Source organism: Acinetobacter sp. 766875 (assembly GCF_000582055.1).
GTDB classification, from domain to species: domain Bacteria; phylum Pseudomonadota; class Gammaproteobacteria; order Pseudomonadales; family Moraxellaceae; genus Acinetobacter; species Acinetobacter nosocomialis.
This window is the reverse complement of record NZ_JEXX01000002.1, coordinates 62,174-82,183: the sequence shown is the minus strand read 5'-3', so window position 1 is coordinate 82,183 and position 20,010 is coordinate 62,174. Positions and strand designations below refer to the sequence as shown.

Here is a 20,010-nt window from a genome sequence, read left to right as displayed (position 1 = left end):
AGTTTTATTATTTCGTCAAAAGAGGTTTTATTATGTTGAAATTTATGAAAATTGTGGCTCTTGTTGCAACTGTTGCTGCGTTAAGTGCATGTAGCAAAAATGAGGCATCAGAGCAAAAGAAAGCGGAAGCACCGATGGAGCAGATGAGTAAAGAGTCATCTACAGTTGCAACAGCTCAAGCTGTTGGTGTGATTACTGCTATTGATACGAAAGAAAATATTCTAACACTCGACCATGAAGCAATTCCTGCAATTAAATGGCCTGCAATGACCATGGGCTTTAAAGTTGCAGATCCAGCATTATTGAATGGTTTAACTGTAGGGGAAAAGGTTGACTTCGAATTAAAAATAGAGGGTGAGAGTCAGATTATTGTTGCTGTGAAAAAAAGCTCATAATCAGTTTGATACTTAAAAGAAAAATGGATGCGAAGGCATCCATTTTTCTTTATGAAATATTCTTATTTTGATTAAAGTCTACTAATAAGCTGATATGTAATGAAGGCAAAGAAATACGCAAGCCCAAATAAGTAAGTCGCCATAATAACAGGCTGTTTCCAGCTACCAGTTTCACGACGAATGGTCGCTAATGTTGCAAGACAATGTGGTGCGAAAATGTACCAAACTAATAATGACATCCCTGTAGCTAGCCCCCAACCATCAGGACCAGAGATTTGACTCAACAATGTTTGAGTTACAGTATCTTCATCTCCAGACATAGCATAAATTACACCTAAAGCAGCAATGACAACTTCCCTTGCAGCCATAGCAGGAATTAATGCGATACAGATTTCCCAAGTAAAGCCAATAGGTGCAAATATAGGCTGAATAATGTGTCCAAGTTGTCCAGCTAAACTATAGTTGATAGCAGGCATCGTGGCATGCTCAGGTGGTTGAGGGAACGTAACCAACACCCAAAGCAATATAGATAATGCTACGATAATACCACCAACTCTTTTTAGAAAGATCGTAGCTCGATCATAAAGTCCTAATGCAACGTTTCGAATATCTGGCAATCGATAAGTAGGCAACTCAAAGATAAAAATACTTTCTGTTTTATCTTTTCTAACTAGTTTCAAAAATAAAGAAACACATAATGCTGAAACAATTCCAGCCATATATAGTCCAAAAAGAACTAAACCTTGTAGGCTCAACCAACCATAAACTAATTTGTTTGGAATGAATGCCGCAATTAGCAAAGCATAAACAGGTAATCTTGCAGAACAAGTCATTAATGGCGCAATCATAATGGTTGCTAGACGATCTCTTTCCGAACTAATGCTTCGTGTTGCCATGACACCAGGAATAGCACAGGCAAAACTAGACAATAGTGGAATAAAGGAACGTCCACTTAAACCAGCTTTGGACATTAATTTATCCAAAAGGAATGCTGCTCGTGGCAAATAACCTGATTCTTCTAAAATTAAAATAAAGAAGAATAAGATAAGGATCTGCGGCATATAAGCCAAAACACTACCCGATCCAGCGATTACCCCATCAACAATAAGACTTCTAAGTAATGGATGAGTAATAAGCGGGCCAATTGTATTACCTAACCAAGCAATTGCATTTTCAATTAATGAGATAAAAGGTTGTGCCCAGATAAAAACGGCTTGGAACATGACAAACATGGTAAGCGTTAGGATGACTAAACCAAGTACAGGATGTAAGAAAATTTTATCCAAGAAAGCTGTTCTTGCATCACCGTTATCATTTTTTAAAATTACCTGTTTAGTAATATTTTTAATCTGATCAAAATGATTCAGATCAGAATGATAAGGAGTGACAAATAGATTTTTTTGATCTAATTGATTTAGTAGTTCTTGCACGCCTTTAGTTTTAACGGCAACAGCCTCAATAACAGGGATACCCAACAATTCTGATAGCTTATTAATATCTATCGAAATACCACGCTTTTTGACCTCATCCATCATATTTAAAACAAGAAGCATTGGTCGATTCAATGCCCTTATTTCAAGCACAAGACTTAAATGTAAATGTAAATTAGTGGCATCAACCACACATACATATATATCAGGTAGAACCTCACCCTCAAGCTCACCTAAGCATACAGCCCTTGTTACCTCTTCATCTAGACTCGTAGGCTTTAAGCTGTATGTGCCGGGCAAATCTAAAACTCGAACTGATTCACCAGAAGGTAGTTTAAAAAAACCTTCTTTCCGCTCAACAGTAACACCAGCATAATTAGCTACTTTTTGACGAGTACCTGTTAAAGTATTAAAGAGAGATGTTTTCCCACAATTTGGGTTACCAATAAGTGCAATATTTTTACTGTTCATTTGAAACAATCTCTACAAAAATTCGTTCAGCTTCATTCTTTCTTAACGCAAATCGAGAAGTTTCAATTTGAACCAATACTGGATCACCACCGAAAAGTCCCTTAGCTAGAACTTGTAAAGTTTCACCAATTCTGAAACCTAACAATTCAAGTCGTTCGAGAACTGGATCATTTTTATCTAAATATTGGTTACCTTTTTTTAGGTCAACAATTTTGACAAATTCGTTTGGTTTAACTTGGAATAAATTCATTTTTAATACTCTTATTTCAATGCCAAAATTTTTCGAGCACCGTTAAGTACGAAAAGTGAAACAATTATTCCTATAACAAGATCTGGATATGCGGAACCTGTCAAAGCAACTAGTATCCCTGCACAAATCACACCAAAATTGACTATGATATCATTGGATAAAAAGACCCAACTAGCCTTCATGTGTGCACCATCATTTTTTTGATGAGACATTAGGTATATACAATAAAAATTGGCAATTAGCGCTAAAGCAGCAATTCCAATCATCAAGAAAGACTCTGGCTCACTACCATAAATGAACCGACGCACAACATCTACAATTACAGAAGTAGCGAGAATTAACTGTAACCAGCCTGAAAGATGCGCTGCTTTTAATTGTTTTTTTACACTTTTACCAACAACAAACAGTGCTATACCAAACACTGTGGCATCAGCAAGCATATCCAATGAGTCAGCAATCAAGCCTGTAGAGGCAGCTACCAAACCACTGATAAACTCTATAAAGAATAATAGGAGATTAATCGCTAAAAGAATTTTTAAAACTTTTGCTTGTTCAGACGTATCTGCTTTTTCAGGCATTTCACCCACAGAGGCAGCGGTACTTTCAAGTTTGGCTCCAAAACCAAGTGCTTCAAGTTTGCTAGTAATTTCATTAAGACCATCATTATGAAAAACTTTTAATTTCCGATTAGGTAAATCAAATATTAGTCCTTTGACCTCACTCACTGGAGACAATGCCATACGAACCATTTGCTCCTCAGCAGAGCAATCCATTTTCGGAATCAGAAACGTACTGATTTCTTTTGCATGCTCTTTATTTACATAGGCTTCAGTTTTATTTAATTTAGCGCCAAACCCAAGAGCTTCAAGTTTTGCAGTGATTTCATTACTTTCACCATTATGCATAACTTTTAGGTTTCGATTCGGCAAATCAAAAACTAGCCTCTTAACATTTACCAAAGAAGATAAAGTCATCCGAACCATTTGTTCCTCTGCGGAACAATCCATTTTAGGGATTTTATAGTCACTGATGAAAGTCGCTACACCCTCATTATCACTGATTATCTCAGGTGAACTTATTGAATCTGGGGTGCAACATGAGTTTGACTGCGTAGAACATGGCTGAGTACTAGCACAAGAATCTTTTTCATCTGGCTTAGATTGTTGTGGTACTTCATTACCACAACAAGAGCTTTTACTTTCTTCAGCAGTTAAATCTTTACTGTTACCAGAATTTGTTTCTGATTCATTTTGATTTTGCTTAGTGTCTTCACAAGAACTTTCTTTATTACAACCGCAACCACTCATTGATGTGCCCATAGTCATATCTTTACTTATTGCATATTAAAATCTCTATAGCTACTATAGAGTCAAGTTGGATTTTGAGTATTTCTAATGTTTATGAAGATAGGAGAGCTCTCTGAGAAAACGTCGTGCTCAGTACTGACAATACGGTTTTATGAAAAAGAAGGTTTAATCCCGCAACCTGATCGAACTCAAGGTAACTATAGACTATATACTGAAGATTACATTGATCGGTTGAAATTCATTGTGAATTGTCGTTCTTTGAATATGAACTTAATTGAAATCAAAAAATTACTAAATTATAAGGATCTGCCTAATCTAAATTGTTCTGATGTGAATGAGCTTATCGATTCACATATTAACGATGTAGAGGAAAATATTCGGAATCAGCAGAAACTCATACAGCAGCTATTAGAAATAAGAAAGACTTGTGATGGGTTATGTACAGTGGACAAATGTGGTGTACTGAAGAAGTTAGCCTGAATAAAAAGTTAGTGATCACATTTGTTTCTCAAACTTACTGATACGTATATTGGCTTATTTAATATTATTGCTAAATTCTTAATCTAAAATGAATTGTTTACAGCAGTTTTTCAAATTTAACTAGCTTATTTAATGGATTGTATTTTGCAGACCATCATATATGAAGTTGCATATATATGCTAATTCATATATAAAGATATTAATATATTAGAGGTCCCAGTTTCATGACAACTTCATTAGATGTAAAGATTTATCACAATCCTGCTTGTGGCACCTCTCGGAATACTTTGGCTTTGATTCGCAATACAGGAATTGAACCAACCGTTATTGAATATCTCATTACACCACCTAGTCATGACGAATTAGTTAAATTGATTCAGGATGCAAACTTAACAGTAAGAGAGGCTATTCGTCAGAATGTAGATCCTTATCGGGATTTACAGCTTGATCGTAGTGATTTGAGTGATGAACAACTACTCAGTTTTATGCTTGAACATCCTATTTTGATTAATCGACCATTTGTTGTTACTGAATTAGGTACTCGCTTAAGTCGTCCTTCAGAAGTTGTCTTGGATATTCTGCCATTACCACAAAAAGGTGCTTTCACTAAAGAAGATGGTGAACAAGTGATCGACGAAAATGGTCAGAGAGTAAATTAAAAAATTTAGTTCTTGTATGTGATTATCTGCATATCCAAATTTATAGGTAGCAAAGATGGATCAAGTTAATTTTTTTAAATGCTTATCAGATGAAACCCGTCTCAATATTGTCACTTTAATTGCTGAGAATAAAGAACTCTGTGTTTGTGATCTGACAGAAAAGCTACAACTGAGTCAACCAAAGATTTCTAGGCATTTAGCTTTATTACGCTCTTCTGGTCTCTTACAAGACAGACGACAAAGCCAATGGGTGTACTACAGCATTAATCAACAACTTCCAGCATGGTGTTTTGAAATTCTAGATACTTTAAAAAAAACATCATCTAGTCAAGTTGTAAGCAATACCAACACGCTTTCTATAAATAGTTATTGTGAGTAATAGATTATGAAATTCCTTTTTTTGTGTACTGGAAATAGTTGTCGTAGCATTTTGTCTGAAGTGCTTTTTAACAGTCGTGCTCCTCATGACTGGAAAGCATACAGTGCAGGTAGTAAGCCATCAGGACAGGTGCATCCATTGACTATTGAAACTTTGGAAAACCTTGGTCTTTCAACAGAAGGTTTATGGAGTAAAACCATTGATGACTGTGAGCAATATAAACCTGATGTAGTGATTACTGTGTGTGATTCAGCAGCTCAAGAAGCTTGTCCTCTTTATTTGGGGGGAGCGATCAAGGCACATTGGGGCTTGGCTGATCCATCACATTTAGACTTGCCTAAAGAGGAAAAATTAAAAGCTTTCCAAGTGACAGTAGACCATATCAACCGTCGTTTAGATGCTTTATTTGCACTTGATACAGCAAATATGTCTCGTCCTGAATTAATTGCTGCAATCAATCACATATCAGATATTGAATGAGAAAATCATGGCTCAACAAAGACTGTCATTTTTAGATCGTAACCTGACGCTATGGATTTTCATTGCGATGGGGTTGGGGATTGCGATAGGTGTCTTCTTACCTCAAGCTTCCGTTACTTTAGACAAAATGAGTGTGGATTCTGTCAATATTCCAATTGCGATTGGTTTGATTCTGATGATGTATCCACCGTTAGCCAAAGTGGACTATGCAGCTCTACCACAAGTATTTAAAGACAAAAGAACATTAACTTTGTCTTTAGTACAGAACTGGATTATTGCTCCTGTATTAATGTTTGCATTAGCAATTATTTTTTTGCATAGCTATCCAGAGTATATGACTGGACTAATCCTGATCGGATTAGCTCGTTGTATTGCAATGGTTTTAGTTTGGAATGGTTTAGCCTGCGGCGATAACCAATATGTAGCAGCATTGGTTGCATTCAATAGTATCTTTCAGATTTTGTTCTTTAGTACTTATGCTTGGTTATTTCTTACCTTCTTACCACCTTATTTTGGTATTGCTGGGCAAGTAATCAATGTGGATTTTTGGACGATTACCCACGCGGTATTAATTTACTTGGGTATTCCTTTTTTTCTTGGTTTCTTGACCCGTTTGATCTTAGTCAACGCCAAAGGCTTAGAGTGGTACCAAAATGTCTTTTTACCGAAGATCAGTCCATTAAGTCTATTGGCATTACTGTTTACTATTGTTGCTATGTTTAGTCTCAAAGGTGGAGATGTAGTGAGTCTGCCTTTGGATGTAATTCGAATTGCGATTCCATTAACAATTTACTTTATCGTAATGTTCTTCATTAGTTTCTTTATGAGTAAGTGGATGGGTAATGACTACCCAAAAACTACAGCAATTTCATTTACTGCTGCGGGTAATAATTTTGAGTTAGCACTGGCTGTAGCCATTGCAACCTTTGGTTTAGCATCGCCTGTGGCATTTACTACAGTCATTGGGCCATTAGTTGAAGTACCAGTTTTGATTGCTTTGGTCAGTGTCTCTTTATGGCTAAGAAAAAAGTATTTTGAATCGGTGTAAATCTATGAATCTCCCAAATGTTGATATGAATCTTCTTGATCGACCTACTTTAGAGAAAGTTCAAGCTAAAGCACTGGATCATGCACCACGCATCTTATTGTTATATGGCTCGAATCGTGAACGTTCTTATAGTCGTTTAGCGGTGATGGAAGCAGGACGAATCTTGGAGGAGTTTGGTGCTGAGGTGAAAATCTTTCATCCGAAAGGATTGCCTTTGCCAGAAGATGCCGATACTGAACATCCAAAAGTAAAAGAATTGCATGAACTTTTGGCTTGGTCAGAGGGTATGGTTTGGTGTTCACCTGAGCGTCATGGTTCTATGAGTTCTATTTTTAAATCCCAAATCGACTGGATTCCTTTGGCTGGTGGTGCAATACGTGCGACGCAAGGTAAAACTTTAGCACTTATGCAAGTTAGTGGTGGTTCACAATCTTTTAATAGCGTTAACCAGATGCGTATTTTGGGGCGCTGGATGCGGATGATTACAATCCCGAATCAATCTTCAATTCCTAAAGCCTTTTTAGAGTTTGAAGAAGATGGACGTATGAAAGCATCTTCTTATTACGATCGTATAGTAGATGTGATGGAAGAACTCTATAAGTTTACATTACTTACGCGTGGACAAAGCCTGTATCTAACTGATCGATATTCTGAGCGTAAAGAATCTGCTGAAGAATTATCTAAACGTGTTAACCAGCGTAGTCTGTAACACATTGGAGAGAACTAAATGCAAAGTAGACATTCACGTCTGATAATTCTCGGTTCTGGCCCTGCGGGCTATAGTGCAGCTGTCTATGCAGCGCGTGCAAACCTTAAACCTACTTTAATTGCGGGTTTACAACTAGGTGGGCAACTTACAACAACAACCGAAGTTGACAACTGGCCGGGCGATCCTGAAGGTTTAACTGGTCCTGCATTAATGGATCGTATGCAAGCACATGCTGAACGCTTTGGTACAGAACTCGTCTATGACCATATTAACGAAGTGGACTTAAACGTACGTCCTTTTGTTCTAAAAGGTGATATGGAAGAGTACACATGTGATGCTTTGATTATTGCAACTGGTGCTACAGCTCAATATCTTGGCCTAGAGTCTGAACAAAACTTTATGGGACAAGGCGTAAGCGCATGTGCAACATGTGATGGTTTCTTCTACAAAAACCAAAAAGTAATGGTTGTAGGTGGTGGTAACACTGCTGTTGAAGAAGCGCTTTATTTATCAAATATTGCTTCACATGTAACGCTAGTACACCGCCGTGATAGCTTACGTTCTGAAAAGATTTTGCAAGATCATTTATTTGCTAAAGAAAAAGAAGGCAAAATCAGCATTATCTGGAATCACGAAGTTGAAGAAGTATTGGGTGACAATACTGGTGTAACAAGTGTTCGCCTTAAATCAACTCAAGATGAGTCTAAGCAAGACGTAGAGGTTCATGGTCTATTCGTTGCAATTGGCCACAAACCAAATACTGGAATGTTTGATGGTCAATTAAACTTACGTGATGGCTATATCCAAGTACAAAGCGGTACTTCTGGTAATGCAACAGCAACTTCTGTAGCTGGTGTTTTTGCTGCTGGTGACGTCGCTGACAGCATTTATCGTCAAGCGATTACTTCAGCTGGGTCAGGCTGTATGGCTGCTCTAGATGCTGAAAAATATCTAGATCAATTGAACGATTGAAAAGCTAATTCAATCACTTGAAAGTTTTAAGAAATAAGCCCAGTCTGTTAAACAGGCTGGGCTTTTGATTTTGTTTATGACAATAAAGAAGAGGGAGAGATAATTTGTCTCAATTACAAGCTGAAGTAGATGTAGTCATTATTGGTGGTGGACAAGCAGCTCTTGCTACAGCCTATTTTTTAAAACGTAAGAAAATTCCATTTGTGATTTTAGATGACCAAAATCAGGCAGGTGGTGCATGGTTACATGCTTGGGAGTCTTTACGTCTTTTTTCTCCAAATACTTGGAGTTCGTTGTCGGGCTGGATGATGCCAAAAACTGAACAAACTTATCCAACGCGGAATGAGGTGATTCAATACTTATCTGCATACGAACAACGCTATCAATTTCCTGTCATTCGACCTATACATGTTGATCATATTGAGAAAAAAAATGACTGCTTAGATGTATATGCGGGTGATAAATATTGGCGAGCAAAGGCCGTTGTCAGTGCTACAGGTACATGGAGTCAGCCTTATATTCCACATTACGAAGGATTAGAAAGATTTAAAGGAATACAAACCCATTCAGCACATTATGTTAATCCAGAACCTTTTATTAATAAAAAGGTTCTAGTGATAGGAGGAGGTAACTCTGGTGCTCAAATTCTTGCTGAAGTTTCAGAAGTTGCAGACACTATTTGGATCACAGTAAATCCTCCTCAATTTTTATCGGATGATGTTGATGGGCGTGTTTTATTCCTTCGAGCAACAGAACGTTTGAAGGCACAACAGGAGGGACGAATAGTTGATCAACCCATTGGTGGTCTAGGGGATATTGTCATGATTGATAGTGTCAAAGATGCACGTGAACGTGGGGTATTACATAGCAGAGAACCCTTTAAAGCATTTAAAGAATATTCGGTTGTTTGGGAGGATGGTTCAACACAATTGGTTGATGCTGTGATTTGGTGTACAGGCTTCAAAGCATCCCTAAATCACTTAAGGAGTCTAGGAGTGATAGAACCTAATCAGACTGTTGCTGTCAATGATGGGCGTTCAATAAAAATAAACAACCTTTGGCTAGTTGGTTATGGTGAATGGACAGGCATGGCATCGGCAACATTAATTGGGGTTTCTAGAACAGCCAAAGCAGTAGTCGATGAAATAGCTGTTTACTTAGCTATAGATTAAAAATTCTTAAATAAAGGATGGCTAAAGATATAGAAGGTTTATATATTTTTTATATCAAACACTTATATTTTTTTTTGGTGGTATTGGTTCTAATTTAGTTAGTGATCAATAACTGGAAAATTTTAACTAGACTCTAGTTGCTTAATATAATTCCCAATAAAACTAGTCTACTGTTTATATACTCTTTCATGAGTAAGGAGGTATCTGAGTACTACAAAAGTTGTTATTACTCAGATACCGACAGATTTAATTGAGCTAATTACACTGTAAGCAGAACCAATTACAGAGATGAAATCATGAAGTCTATAGATGAAATAAAAGCTCAAGAGGTATGTGTAGCTATTCTATTAGATAAAAAAGCTACTAATACGCAAGCCAAGATACTTCCTAGTGAAAATATAATCATTGATAGGTTACTTGAGCGTAAAGTTGAGTTACAACATGCTTATAGTGAGTTGTATTCAAAACTAGGGAAATATCATCAAGCCCTCACAAATTTTTTAGATTTGTTAGTAGAAATTACTTCAATGCATAGTCCAGAGGAAGTAATAAAGTCTAGAGCTGCTCAGAAAAAATTGAATGAGATTAATCAGCAAATTTCTATTAAAGCTCATGAATTAGCAGCTCTCCTAGAAACTAGATCCGAGTTAATAAATACTTCTGGCTTTATGACAGATACCCATTATCACATTGGTAATGTAATTCGTGAAGCATCTCAGAATAATCCGTATTTTAGAACATCTTTGCTAGATAAATTAAAGCAACTCCAAGGTCGGTTTGATCTTAAATATTGGCCTCGGTTAGATGATGTAATGAAAGTTATCGCTGAAGATGCAAGAATGGCCGTACCTATTGCTATTGATTCTATTACTGAAGTGGCAACAAGAGGTGAGAGAGCTTCCTTAGTTGATTATTTTAGAGCTTTATTTGAAGCTATTGAATGTAATCGTCAGAAAGAATATGGTTTCTTACCTAATGACTTTAAGTTAACAGATAATACAATTGCTACTTTAGCTAATTGCGCCTTAGCTTTAGAGCCAAAAGAAATGATTGATGGCCTATATGTGAAAAATTTTAGAAGTCGTGAACGCAAACGCATAGGTAGTGACTCCTAATTTTAAATATGTGGACAAGTCTGGATTTGTCCACATACATAAAACAATCTATAGACTACCTATCCCTATAACAGAAAGTATTTTTACTGTTATTTATTATTTAAGATCATTAGAGGTTAGTCAGACTGTAATTCTGTTAGAAAGACCGTGACTAAATTAGGTTTTGAATGAAGGAATTATGGGCAGCTTATGTCAATTCAATATCTAACATATCAAACTTTAAATATTGATTTATTTAATTAAATTTATTCTTTTATTTCAAAAAAATCTAACAAAGACCATATTACTGATAAATATTTAAGCAATTAAAGTAGTTCTCAATAATTAGTTTATGATAATTACCAAAATGGGAATTGAGTTGTATTTTGAAATGGTGTAATTTATTCCCAAATTGGGAATATTTTTAAATGAAGCTTTTAGGTCTTGAAAAAATAACAGTGATTGAGTGTGAGTTTGCTAAAAAATGGCTCATAAGTTGGATCTCTGAAATACGTGATGCTCATTGGCGGGGCGCGGAAGATATTCTGAAACAATTTCCAAAAGTATCTATTTTGGAAAATCAATGTTTCGAATTTTCGATACATAACTCTAAATGGGTTATTTGTCTACAAATCGCGTTTTCTCAAAGAATAGCGATTATTAAAGCTGTAAACATTAAAGGTGCTAACAATGGAATTTAAAGTTATTCGTACAAGAGAGCAGTATCAAGCTTATCTTGACGAAGTGCATTCTTTAATTATGCTAAATCCGGCTATAGGAAGTCCTGAGAGTGATCGGTTGGAATTATTATCGGTTTTAATAGAAGATTATGAAAATAAACAATATCCGATAGAGGCGCCTGATCCTATTGATGCAATTCTATTTAGGATGCATGAGAAAGGGTTAAAACAAGCTGATTTGGCCCCATATTTTGGTACTACTAGTAGAGTTTCTGAAGTTCTTAATCGAAAAAGAGCTTTAACCGTAGATATGATCCGAGCATTATCTGTAGGGTTGGGACTGTCGGTAGAGACATTAATTGGTTTATCAAATTCAAAGAATACATTAGATAAAAATAATATTGATTGGTCTAAATTTCCTGTTAAAGAGATGAAAAATAGGGGGTGGTTAAAAACATTTCTTGCTGATACGGCAGCATCAACTGAGAGTATTATCCAAAAATATATTGCTCAATCAGGGTTACAAATCGGCTCAGCTTCTTTTAAACGAAAGTTGTCTGGTGATGCCCAAACACCTAATACGATGTATGCACTGTATGCGTGGCTAGCTAGAGTCATTCTCCAAGCTAGAGATAAGAAAGATAGTCTAGGAAAATATGACCCTAATTTAATAAATAGTAATTTTTTAAGAGAGTTAGCTCAATTAAGCTGGTTTGAGCATGGGCCAATATTAGCAATTGAATACTTAGAAAAGCATGGAATTGCTGTAGTCATTGAGCCTCATCTTAAGGGTACGCATCTTGATGGAGCGGCATTGAAGGACAGTGACGGCACTCCTATTATTGGGCTAAGTTTACGATATGACCGATTGGATAATTTTTGGTTTACGTTACTACATGAATGCGCACATATTTGGAAGCATGTTGATGAAACAGAAGCATTTCTCGATGATTTAGATTCATCAAGTATGGAGGATCGGAGGGAGGCTGAAGCAAATCGATTGGCAAGAGAGGCATTTATACCAAGAGGAGTTTTGAGACGTACAGAGGCATTTATCTCACCAAGTAAAGAATCTATTGAAAAGTTGGCTAAAGAGTTGAGAGTTCATCCAGCAATCATTGCAGGGCGTATTCGAAAAGAGTTGGGAAATTACACCTTATTTTCAGACTTGGTTGGTCAATATCAGGTCAAGGCATTATTAACCAATTCTCATTTATTAAGTGTTGAGGAGTAGAGATGATGAAAATTCCAGAATATGTCCCAATCATGAAAGCGAAGCAAGGTGAATTTGATGCGATAAAACCTATTAGGTCTGAGCAGTTAGAATATCAAATACAGCCAACTTTCCACCCTTTATTTGAAATGCCTAATATTTATAAAGAAGGGGTTTCAAGACTTGTTGATATTAATAGCCGTTGCGAGAAAATAGGGAAATTATGGAGTGGAAATATTGCTTTAGTGGATGGTTATTTTTGGAAACCATCTGAAGCTTTATTGGAGAATGGTGAGCATTTCCTAACCTATACGTATAACAAATTGTTTGCATTAGGAGTAAAGGTAGTTCCTGTAATTGGTTATGACCGTTGGTTTGATCAAATGAGCAGTCTTTATCATCAAACAATGAAAAATTTAAATTATCCAGAGGCTCCTTATTTTTGTATTAGATTAGATGGTGAGGCAATGTATGATATTGATGAACCTGATTTTTTCAAAGAACAACTAGAATCAATTATTTCTGATTTAAAATTAGCAGAAAATAATTGTTCTATATTATTAGATTTTGGGGATGTAAGTGTCAATCGTATAACAATTGAACAGATGCTAAGCAAGTCTAGAGACTTTTTAGAAGTATTAACTGAATATGATTTTAAATACATTTCTATCAGTGGAGCTTCATATCCTTCAAGCGTTGCAGAAGCCATTGAAGATCATGATACGGATGGTCCAGTACTTCGAAAAGAAATGGTTGTATGGCAGACTTTAAGAAACATGTTCCCTAATGTTAAATTGAAGTTTGCAGATCATGGAGCAAGACATCCAGCTCCAGAAAAGCAGATTATTAATCAACATACGAATGGAAAAATTATCTACACTATAGATAAAAATTACTATGTCGTAAGAGGCCATCCATTTTCTAGAGATGGTGGAAGTCATGGGCATAGAAAGCAGCTAGCAATGAGATTAATTAATTCTATCTATTATGAAGATGTAAGCTTTAGTTGGGGAGACAATAAAATCTTTGAATGTGCGCACGGTATTAATAATTTTATAGGAAATCCTACGCAATGGGTTGCAATTGATACGAGCCACCACATTCGGTATGTCTTAGAGGAAATAGGATCTTTTGAGCTAGCTTATCAAAAATAGATCAAATAAAAATCCAGCCATTCATAAATGGGCTGGATTTTTAAATTATTTTTCAGTAATTAAATTTTTACACTAAATTTACACCATGAATTTTATTTTTGTTTCTAAGTTTTTAATAATAAATGATATTTTATTTTAGTTGATCCTATCCATCATTGGGGCAACTGAAATACGAGGTTGTAACGATTGAAGTGATTGCATAATCAATTATACCCAAAAGTTACTAAATTAAAGAAAGGGCAGCATTATACGGGGTTTAGCTCTGAATCGACAGAGACATTTAATCGTGTAATTTATAACCGCCCTTATGGTGAATGTAGAAAGATGATTTTTAACAAATTACCTTATGAGTGAGCCAACTGCTTTTTTTGTAAGAAAGCATCAATCACACTAAATAAAATACAAAACAGAACGAGTCCAACCCCTGCAAGGCAAGTCATGGTCCATCCACCATGATTCCAGGCAAAAATTCCTAATGCCGAACCAGCTGCGCCACCAATAAAGTAAGTGGTCATATAGATGGCATTAATGCGGGACTTGGCATCTGGACGTAGACGGAAAATAATACTTTGGTTACTGGTGTGAACGAGCGCGAGTGCTAATTGAATTAACGCAAATCCAATGACATATGTAGAAAGTAGAGTTTGTCCAAAGTAGAAACAAACCCAACTGACTAAGAATAGTCCACAGCCCATCCAAGTAAGTAATTTTGTGTAGCCTTGGTCAGCGTATTTACCAATGTAGCGGGTTGATAATGCACCAAAAATACCAACTAGAGGGACCAGTCCGATAAACAGATCGGGTAAATGGTGTGCTGAGGTCAGTAGTAAGGCGATAGTGGAATATAAAGTACTTACTGCTGCAAAGGCGAAAGCACCTGTAAGCGCTCTTAGTAATAGTCGCTTTTCCTGCTTTAAAAGCTGAGCCATGGAAACAAAAATTTGCCCATAGTTCATTTTCATACGCAAGACGTAAGGTAGACGACTTTTTAAAGTAAATGCCAGTAATAGCATTAATACGCCGCTTACCACATAAACGACTTTCCAGTTGAAAAGATTGGAAAATAAACCGGCCAGACTGGTAGAGAGTAAAATCCCGACCAATAAGCCACTCATTAAAAAACCAATAATCTCGCCTGTTTTTTCAGGTTTGACTGTCATGGTAGCTAATGGAATTAATACTTGAGCTGCAACAGAAAACAAGCCCGCTAAAATTGTACCAATCCAGAGCATAGGTAAGTTAACAGCAAAAGCAGAAGTAAATAGACCAACTGCGCAAAGCACCATCAAAAACGGAATAGCTTTGGCTTTATTGACGATGTCACCCATCGGAACAATAAAGAGTAGACCGAGGGCATAAGACACCTGAGCAAATGTCACTGTTAAAGCGGCTTGTGCTTGAGTTACAGCAAACTCTTGCTGAATAGAGTGAATTAGAGGCTGACAGTAATAATTCACACCTGCACATAAGCCACATGCTGCTGCCATCAACCAAAGCAAAGGTTTATTTTGACTGATATCTTCAGGGGTAGACATGATATTCTCTCGGTTTTATTAGGTGTATGCTGTTGCTTCAACTTCAATGAGCATGCGCTCTAATGCAAGGCGTGGTACAGGAATGAGCGTACAGGCTGGAAAAGGATGATTTTTCCATAGATTTTGCATGATTTTAATTAAAATTTGGTGTTTTTCGTCTGAGTGGTCAACAATTAAAACCCTTAAAACAGCAATATCTGAGATTTTTGCTTCTGCTGCTGTTAATGCATTTTGAATGTTATTAAAAACTTGAGTGGCTTGTTCTTCAAAATTTGGACTTAATTTACCTTTTGAATCTTCACCGCCTTGTCCTGCAATATGAATAATATTTTTAAAATTTTGGACTACAGCAATATGGCTATAAGCATTTGGCGTTGGGTTATATAAAGTAGAGGGGTTTATGATTCTAAAAGTTTCTTTATTCATCGGAACTCAACCTTTCAGTAAAATTTAGATGAGTATCCAACCTCAACTTAAGTTGAGGTCAAGAGAATTTAATGTTTTAGTCTTTTCTTTCTAAGCGTAATCATCATTACCCCTACAATATTGAGTAGGCAACCGACCCATTGCCACATATTAAGATGTTCATTTAAGAAAACAACGGCAAGTAAAATAGTTAAAACTGGCCCGATTGAAGCGATCATTGCAGATTGTGATGCACCAAGACGTTCAATACTTTGTATGAGCATAACGGTGGGTAAGACAGTGACTAAAAAGCCTAAGCCGACTCCATACCAAATTACACTTGAGGGGAGTTGTAATATTATTTGAATAGGGTGAGGAGTACTTAGTGCGTAATGTGTTAATGCCCCAATACAGGCCACAGTTAACGCTAAACCTGTGAAATTCCAAGAACCAAATTTTTTAATTAATGGTGGGGTTAACAGTAAATAACCAGCAAATGCTACAGCACTTGCAAATACAAAACTTGTTCCTAGCCAGAAATTGCCCTGAATTGGTGCGTTGTTGTGTTCTTGGAGCATCACTAGCACGGTTCCACCATAACTAAGAAAAATGGCGATTAAACTTTTTATATCTAATTTTTGTTTGTAGAGCAGGCTTGATGCAATCACGGTAAGTGTTGGATATAAAAATAAGATAATTCGCTCTAAGGAAGCACTAATAAACATAAGGCCCATGAAATCAAGCCAGCTGGCAAAGTAGTAGCCTAATAGACCGGCAAAAATTAAAATTAGCCAATCCTTCTTTTTTATGCCCTGATTATGATGCCTATTGAACCAGCAAATTAATAGAAAGAACGGTAAGGCGCTTAGCATACGTAAAGCCATCAGGACTGTACCGTCTACTAATGGAGAAAGGGCATAAGTTTGTTTAATAAAGATTGCTTTTGTGCTGAATAGAAAAGCAGAACAAAGCGCGAAAAAAGACCCAATTTGAAACGAAGATAAAGAAATTTTCATATACAGGACTGTATAAGAGAGACTATTGTCTGCAAAAAAAAGAAAAATCTTCCTATATTACACCTCAAGTCAAATATCGTGAATCATCAGTTCAAAATATGGGTATTTATTAAATAAATAGTGGGTGGTATTTTCAAAAAGTTCAATTAGAATCCAAATTCTGTACAAAGAATACACATGGGGGAAACATTGCGGGTTGCAATGTTTTTGACAATGAGAAATTAGCTTGAGGAACGCTCATGCAGATCGGAATCCCAACCGAAACTGTCGTCGGTGAAAATCGTGTAGCTGCTACGCCAGAGACAGTAAAGAAGTTGATTAGCGCTGGTCATAGCGTTGTGATTGAACGTGGTGCTGGTGTAAAGGCTGCGTACATTGACAGTGCTTATGAACAGGTCGGTGCAACCATTACGGATGATGCCTATACGGGTAGTCAAATTATTTTGAAAGTTCGTGCGCCACAAGGCGGGGAAATTCAAAAACTTGCAGCAAATACAGCTGTTGTAGCAATGTTTGATCCTTATCGTAATACCGAGCTAGATCAGTTTGCGAATCAGCAAGTGTCTGCTTTTGCTCTGGAATTGCTTCCTCGTACGCTTTCTCGTGCACAAAACATGGATGTGTTGTCTTCTCAAGCAAACTTAGCTGGTTATAAATCAGTTCTGCTTGCAGCTACTGAATATCAACGCATGTTCCCAATGCTGATGACTGCTGCTGGTACTGTAAAGCCTGCACGTGTTGTGATTATGGGTGTTGGGGTTGCAGGCCTTCAAGCGATTGCTACTGCAAAACGTTTGGGTGCAATTGTTGAAGCAACTGACTTGCGCCCAACGGCAAAAGATCAGGTTGAGTCTTTAGGTGGTAAGTGGTTAGACGTACCAATGTCTGAAGAAGAGCAGCAACGTGCAGCAGATGCAGCAAAAAATGGTTATGGCTGGATGCCAGGTGAGCAATACATCAAAGACCAAGCTGCGATTGTAGATAAGGCTGTGTCGAATGCCGATATCGTGATTACAACAGCATTGTTGCCGGGTCGTGATGCACCGCGTCTGATCAAAGCTGAAACTGTTGCCAAAATGAAACCAGGTTCTGTCATTTTAGATATGGCAGTTGAAACAGGCGGTAACGTTGAGGGTTCTAAAGTTGGTGAAACTGTTGTTACTGAAAATGGCGTAAAAATTTTGGGTATTCCAAATATTCCAGCCACTGTTGCGACAGAAGCTTCTGCATTATATGCACGTAACGTTTTTAATTTCGTAGAGACTTTATTCGACAAAGAGAAAAACTTTGCGATTAATCAAGAAGACGAAATCCAAAAAGCCCTATTGGTCACTCATGGCGGTCAAGTGCTGCTTAAGCGTGGTTAAGGAGATTTCTCATGGTTGAAACTATTACAATTTTCGTCCTTGCCATCTTCGTAGGTTATTACGTTGTTTGGGGTGTTACACCAGCTTTGCACACGCCACTTATGGCGGTAACCAACGCATTGTCATCAATTATTGTCGTTGGTGCGATGTTACAAACAGTCGGGCTGCCTGTACTTGGTGTAGATGCAAATGTTGCATTTCAAAGTGTGAATGTTGTAAGCGTACTTGGTGCGATTGCGGTATTTTTGGCAAGCATTAATATTTTCGGCGGCTTCGCAGTAACTGCACGCATGTTGGAAATGTTCAAGCCTAAGCAAAAGAAATAAGAGGGCTTTGACATGGAATTTATTCAAGCAAATGCAAACTGGTTGTACCTTGTAGGCGCAATTCTCTTTATCTTGACGCTTCGCGGTCTATCTGGTCCTAAAACAGCAATTCAAGGTAACCGTTACGGTATGATCGCAATGGCGATTGCAGTTGTAACAACCTTCTTTGTTGCCAACAATCCAGTGATCTGGATGATTGGCGGTGCAATGGTGCTTGGCGCGATTGTGGGTATTGCACGTGCACGTACTGTACCAATGACTCAAATGCCTGAAACTGTTGCACTTATGCACTCATTAGTAGGTTTGGCTGCAGTTTTAATTGCAGTTGCTGCAATTTTGCATAACAACCAGCTTACAGCATTGTTTGCCCAAAACGAGGCGGCATTAACAGCTGCTGGCGTACAACATGCGCACATGAGCAAAGTTCATTTATTTGAATTGTTTGTGGGCTGTTTCGTTGGTGCGATTACCTTCACAGCATCTGTATTTGCTTACGGTAAATTGGCTGCGAAAAAATGGGCTAAAACAATTTCTGGTGCATGGGTTAAACCTGTTCAAGCGCTTATCTTTGTTGCGATGTTGGCTTGTGGTTTCTACTTCTTCACAACTGGTAATATGACTGCTTTCTGGGCAATGACCGCACTTGCACTTGCATTTGGCTGGGTATGGATTGCACCGGTAGGTGGTGGTGATATGCCTGTGGTGGTATCGCTTCTTAACTCATTCTCTGGTTGGGCAGCGGCAGGTATTGGTTTTACCCTTGAAAACAACATGTTGATCGTTGCGGGTTCACTTGTAGGTTCATCTGGTGCGATTCTGTCATACATCATGTGTAAAGCAATGAACCGTTCAATCATCAACGTATTGTTTGGTGGTGCAATGGGTGGTGCGGCAGTTTCTACAGCGGCTAAAGGTGAACAAGTTCAACGTAACTACCGTTCAGGTTCTGCTGATGATGCTGGCTTCTTGATGTCAAATGCAGACAGTGTTGTGATTGTACCGGGTTATGGTATGGCGCAAGGTCGTGCACAAAATGCTGTGAAAGAGCTGTGTGAAATTCTAAAAGAGCAAGGTGTTCGCGTCCGTTTCGCAATTCACCCGGTTGCTGGTCGTATGCCTGGTCACATGAACGTATTGCTTGCTGAAGCAGATGTAGCATATGAAGATATCTTGGAAATGGATGAGATTAACTCTGACTTCCCGGCAACTGACGTAGTACTTGTTATTGGTGCAAACGACGTTGTGAACCCTGCTGCAAAAGATGACCCAGGTTCACCAATTTATGGTATGCCGATTCTTGAAGCACATAAAGCACGTACAATCATGGTGATTAAGCGCTCTATGGCGACGGGTTATGCTGGTCTTGATAATGACTTGTTCTATAATGAAAAAACAATGATGATCTTTGGTGATGCTAAGAAAGTTGTTGAAGACATGACTAAAGCAATTAATGGTACAGGCCACTAAG

Annotated in this window: 22 protein-coding genes; 16 read left to right on the top strand and 6 right to left on the bottom strand. The window is 37.5% G+C overall.

The annotated features are described in order from the left end of the window. Positions 1-32 precede the first annotated feature (32 nt). Complete coding sequence (locus J576_RS02880; protein WP_000911302.1) at positions 33-395, top strand: copper-binding protein; 363 nt, start codon at positions 33-35, stop codon at positions 393-395. A 71-nt stretch (positions 396-466) separates the two neighbouring features. Here the strand turns inward: J576_RS02880 and feoB are convergent, their stop codons facing one another. The 3 genes from feoB to J576_RS02865 are packed head-to-tail and all read right to left on the bottom strand — an operon-like array spanning position 467 to position 3,865. Then, positions 467-2,296: a ferrous iron transporter B gene (gene feoB / locus J576_RS02875; RefSeq protein WP_001086233.1), complete on the bottom strand. Its 1,830-nt coding sequence runs from the start codon at positions 2,294-2,296 to the stop codon at positions 467-469. Continuing rightward, positions 2,286-2,546 carry a FeoA family protein gene (locus tag J576_RS02870; RefSeq protein ID WP_001048218.1) on the bottom strand — a complete coding sequence of 87 codons (261 nt, stop codon included), beginning with the start codon at positions 2,544-2,546 and terminating at the stop codon, positions 2,286-2,288. Before J576_RS02870 ends, feoB begins: the two co-directional genes overlap by 11 nt. An 11-nt stretch (positions 2,547-2,557) precedes the next feature. Beyond that, on the bottom strand, positions 2,558-3,865 hold the full coding sequence (locus J576_RS02865) for a cation efflux transmembrane domain-containing protein (protein ID WP_000537300.1): 1,308 nt from the start codon (positions 3,863-3,865) through the stop codon (positions 2,558-2,560). A gap of 75 nt (positions 3,866-3,940) precedes the next feature. On the opposite strand from J576_RS02865, the gene cadR reads away from it, so the two are divergent. The 12 genes from cadR (at position 3,941) to J576_RS02805 (ending at position 13,893) form a co-directional block, all read left to right on the top strand. Further along, positions 3,941-4,333: a Cd(II)/Pb(II)-responsive transcriptional regulator gene (gene cadR / locus J576_RS02860; protein ID WP_000480874.1), complete on the top strand. Its 393-nt coding sequence runs from the start codon at positions 3,941-3,943 to the stop codon at positions 4,331-4,333. A gap of 224 nt (positions 4,334-4,557) precedes the next feature. Then, complete coding sequence (arsC, locus tag J576_RS02855) at positions 4,558-4,992, top strand: arsenate reductase (glutaredoxin) (RefSeq protein WP_000213577.1); 435 nt, start codon at positions 4,558-4,560, stop codon at positions 4,990-4,992. 55 nt (positions 4,993-5,047) lie between these two features. Then, the gene (locus J576_RS02850) at positions 5,048-5,371 is read left to right on the top strand and encodes a metalloregulator ArsR/SmtB family transcription factor (RefSeq protein ID WP_000373080.1); all 324 of its coding nucleotides are present in this window, start codon (positions 5,048-5,050) and stop codon (positions 5,369-5,371) included. Positions 5,372-5,377: 6 nt separating this feature from the next. Beyond that, positions 5,378-5,851, top strand: coding sequence for an arsenate reductase ArsC (locus J576_RS02845; RefSeq protein WP_000670223.1), 474 nt, complete (start codon positions 5,378-5,380; stop codon positions 5,849-5,851). A 7-nt stretch (positions 5,852-5,858) separates the two neighbouring features. Continuing rightward, a complete protein-coding gene (gene arsB, locus J576_RS02840) occupies positions 5,859-6,899 on the top strand; it encodes an ACR3 family arsenite efflux transporter (protein WP_000068658.1) in 1,041 nt (346 codons plus the stop codon). A gap of 4 nt (positions 6,900-6,903) precedes the next feature. Further along, complete coding sequence (gene arsH, locus J576_RS02835; protein WP_001052988.1) at positions 6,904-7,608, top strand: arsenical resistance protein ArsH; 705 nt, start codon at positions 6,904-6,906, stop codon at positions 7,606-7,608. An 18-nt stretch (positions 7,609-7,626) separates the two neighbouring features. Then, positions 7,627-8,580 carry a thioredoxin-disulfide reductase gene (gene trxB / locus J576_RS02830; protein ID WP_001191832.1) on the top strand — a complete coding sequence of 318 codons (954 nt, stop codon included), beginning with the start codon at positions 7,627-7,629 and terminating at the stop codon, positions 8,578-8,580. A gap of 104 nt (positions 8,581-8,684) precedes the next feature. Then, positions 8,685-9,752: an ArsO family NAD(P)H-dependent flavin-containing monooxygenase gene (locus J576_RS02825; protein WP_000080827.1), complete on the top strand. Its 1,068-nt coding sequence runs from the start codon at positions 8,685-8,687 to the stop codon at positions 9,750-9,752. Positions 9,753-10,048: 296 nt separating this feature from the next. Further along, positions 10,049-10,867, top strand: coding sequence for a hypothetical protein (locus tag J576_RS02820; RefSeq protein WP_000835370.1), 819 nt, complete (start codon positions 10,049-10,051; stop codon positions 10,865-10,867). A gap of 407 nt (positions 10,868-11,274) precedes the next feature. Beyond that, positions 11,275-11,547, top strand: a complete 273-nt coding sequence (locus J576_RS02815; RefSeq protein ID WP_000770669.1) for a type II toxin-antitoxin system HigB family toxin — start codon at positions 11,275-11,277, stop codon at positions 11,545-11,547. Beyond that, the gene (locus J576_RS02810) at positions 11,537-12,760 is read left to right on the top strand and encodes an ImmA/IrrE family metallo-endopeptidase (protein ID WP_000394712.1); all 1,224 of its coding nucleotides are present in this window, start codon (positions 11,537-11,539) and stop codon (positions 12,758-12,760) included. Before J576_RS02815 ends, J576_RS02810 begins: the two co-directional genes overlap by 11 nt. Before the next feature lie 2 nt (positions 12,761-12,762). After that, entirely contained in the window at positions 12,763-13,893 is a 1,131-nt protein-coding gene (locus J576_RS02805; protein ID WP_000975797.1) for a beta family protein, read from the top strand. A gap of 344 nt (positions 13,894-14,237) precedes the next feature. On the opposite strand, the gene J576_RS02800 is transcribed toward J576_RS02805, so the two are convergent. The 3 genes from J576_RS02800 to J576_RS02790 form a co-directional block, all read right to left on the bottom strand. Continuing rightward, entirely contained in the window at positions 14,238-15,428 is a 1,191-nt protein-coding gene (locus J576_RS02800; RefSeq protein WP_002054558.1) for an MFS transporter, read from the bottom strand. A gap of 18 nt (positions 15,429-15,446) precedes the next feature. Further along, positions 15,447-15,854 carry a RidA family protein gene (locus J576_RS02795; RefSeq protein ID WP_002054562.1) on the bottom strand — a complete coding sequence of 136 codons (408 nt, stop codon included), beginning with the start codon at positions 15,852-15,854 and terminating at the stop codon, positions 15,447-15,449. Between the two features lie 68 nt (positions 15,855-15,922). Then, positions 15,923-16,849, bottom strand: a complete 927-nt coding sequence (locus tag J576_RS02790; protein ID WP_002054509.1) for a DMT family transporter — start codon at positions 16,847-16,849, stop codon at positions 15,923-15,925. Positions 16,850-17,088: 239 nt separating this feature from the next. On the opposite strand from J576_RS02790, the gene J576_RS02785 reads away from it, so the two are divergent. From J576_RS02785 to J576_RS02775, 3 genes are read left to right on the top strand one after another with little or no spacing between them, the layout of a single operon-like run. Then, positions 17,089-18,216, top strand: coding sequence for a Re/Si-specific NAD(P)(+) transhydrogenase subunit alpha (locus J576_RS02785; protein ID WP_002054515.1), 1,128 nt, complete (start codon positions 17,089-17,091; stop codon positions 18,214-18,216). Positions 18,217-18,227: 11 nt separating this feature from the next. Then, a complete protein-coding gene (locus J576_RS02780; RefSeq protein WP_000230434.1) occupies positions 18,228-18,542 on the top strand; it encodes a proton-translocating transhydrogenase family protein in 315 nt (104 codons plus the stop codon). Between the two features lie 12 nt (positions 18,543-18,554). Then, positions 18,555-20,009: an NAD(P)(+) transhydrogenase (Re/Si-specific) subunit beta gene (locus J576_RS02775; protein ID WP_000394402.1), complete on the top strand. Its 1,455-nt coding sequence runs from the start codon at positions 18,555-18,557 to the stop codon at positions 20,007-20,009. The last annotated feature ends 1 nt before the right edge of the window (position 20,010 follow it).

Coding starts and splice junctions, on each gene's coding strand:
- J576_RS02880 (WP_000911302.1), top strand. CDS start 33: ATGTTGAAATTTATGAAAATTGTGGCTCTTGTTGCAACTGTTGCTGCG.
- feoB (WP_001086233.1), bottom strand. CDS start 2,296: ATGAACAGTAAAAATATTGCACTTATTGGTAACCCAAATTGTGGGAAA.
- J576_RS02870 (WP_001048218.1), bottom strand. CDS start 2,546: ATGAATTTATTCCAAGTTAAACCAAACGAATTTGTCAAAATTGTTGAC.
- J576_RS02865 (WP_000537300.1), bottom strand. CDS start 3,865: ATGGGCACATCAATGAGTGGTTGCGGTTGTAATAAAGAAAGTTCTTGT.
- cadR (WP_000480874.1), top strand. CDS start 3,941: ATGTTTATGAAGATAGGAGAGCTCTCTGAGAAAACGTCGTGCTCAGTA.
- arsC (WP_000213577.1), top strand. CDS start 4,558: ATGACAACTTCATTAGATGTAAAGATTTATCACAATCCTGCTTGTGGC.
- J576_RS02850 (WP_000373080.1), top strand. CDS start 5,048: ATGGATCAAGTTAATTTTTTTAAATGCTTATCAGATGAAACCCGTCTC.
- J576_RS02845 (WP_000670223.1), top strand. CDS start 5,378: ATGAAATTCCTTTTTTTGTGTACTGGAAATAGTTGTCGTAGCATTTTG.
- arsB (WP_000068658.1), top strand. CDS start 5,859: ATGGCTCAACAAAGACTGTCATTTTTAGATCGTAACCTGACGCTATGG.
- arsH (WP_001052988.1), top strand. CDS start 6,904: ATGAATCTCCCAAATGTTGATATGAATCTTCTTGATCGACCTACTTTA.
- trxB (WP_001191832.1), top strand. CDS start 7,627: ATGCAAAGTAGACATTCACGTCTGATAATTCTCGGTTCTGGCCCTGCG.
- J576_RS02820 (WP_000835370.1), top strand. CDS start 10,049: ATGAAGTCTATAGATGAAATAAAAGCTCAAGAGGTATGTGTAGCTATT.
- J576_RS02815 (WP_000770669.1), top strand. CDS start 11,275: ATGAAGCTTTTAGGTCTTGAAAAAATAACAGTGATTGAGTGTGAGTTT.
- J576_RS02810 (WP_000394712.1), top strand. CDS start 11,537: ATGGAATTTAAAGTTATTCGTACAAGAGAGCAGTATCAAGCTTATCTT.
- J576_RS02805 (WP_000975797.1), top strand. CDS start 12,763: ATGATGAAAATTCCAGAATATGTCCCAATCATGAAAGCGAAGCAAGGT.
- J576_RS02800 (WP_002054558.1), bottom strand. CDS start 15,428: ATGTCTACCCCTGAAGATATCAGTCAAAATAAACCTTTGCTTTGGTTG.
- J576_RS02795 (WP_002054562.1), bottom strand. CDS start 15,854: ATGAATAAAGAAACTTTTAGAATCATAAACCCCTCTACTTTATATAAC.
- J576_RS02790 (WP_002054509.1), bottom strand. CDS start 16,849: ATGAAAATTTCTTTATCTTCGTTTCAAATTGGGTCTTTTTTCGCGCTT.
- J576_RS02785 (WP_002054515.1), top strand. CDS start 17,089: ATGCAGATCGGAATCCCAACCGAAACTGTCGTCGGTGAAAATCGTGTA.
- J576_RS02780 (WP_000230434.1), top strand. CDS start 18,228: ATGGTTGAAACTATTACAATTTTCGTCCTTGCCATCTTCGTAGGTTAT.
- J576_RS02775 (WP_000394402.1), top strand. CDS start 18,555: ATGGAATTTATTCAAGCAAATGCAAACTGGTTGTACCTTGTAGGCGCA.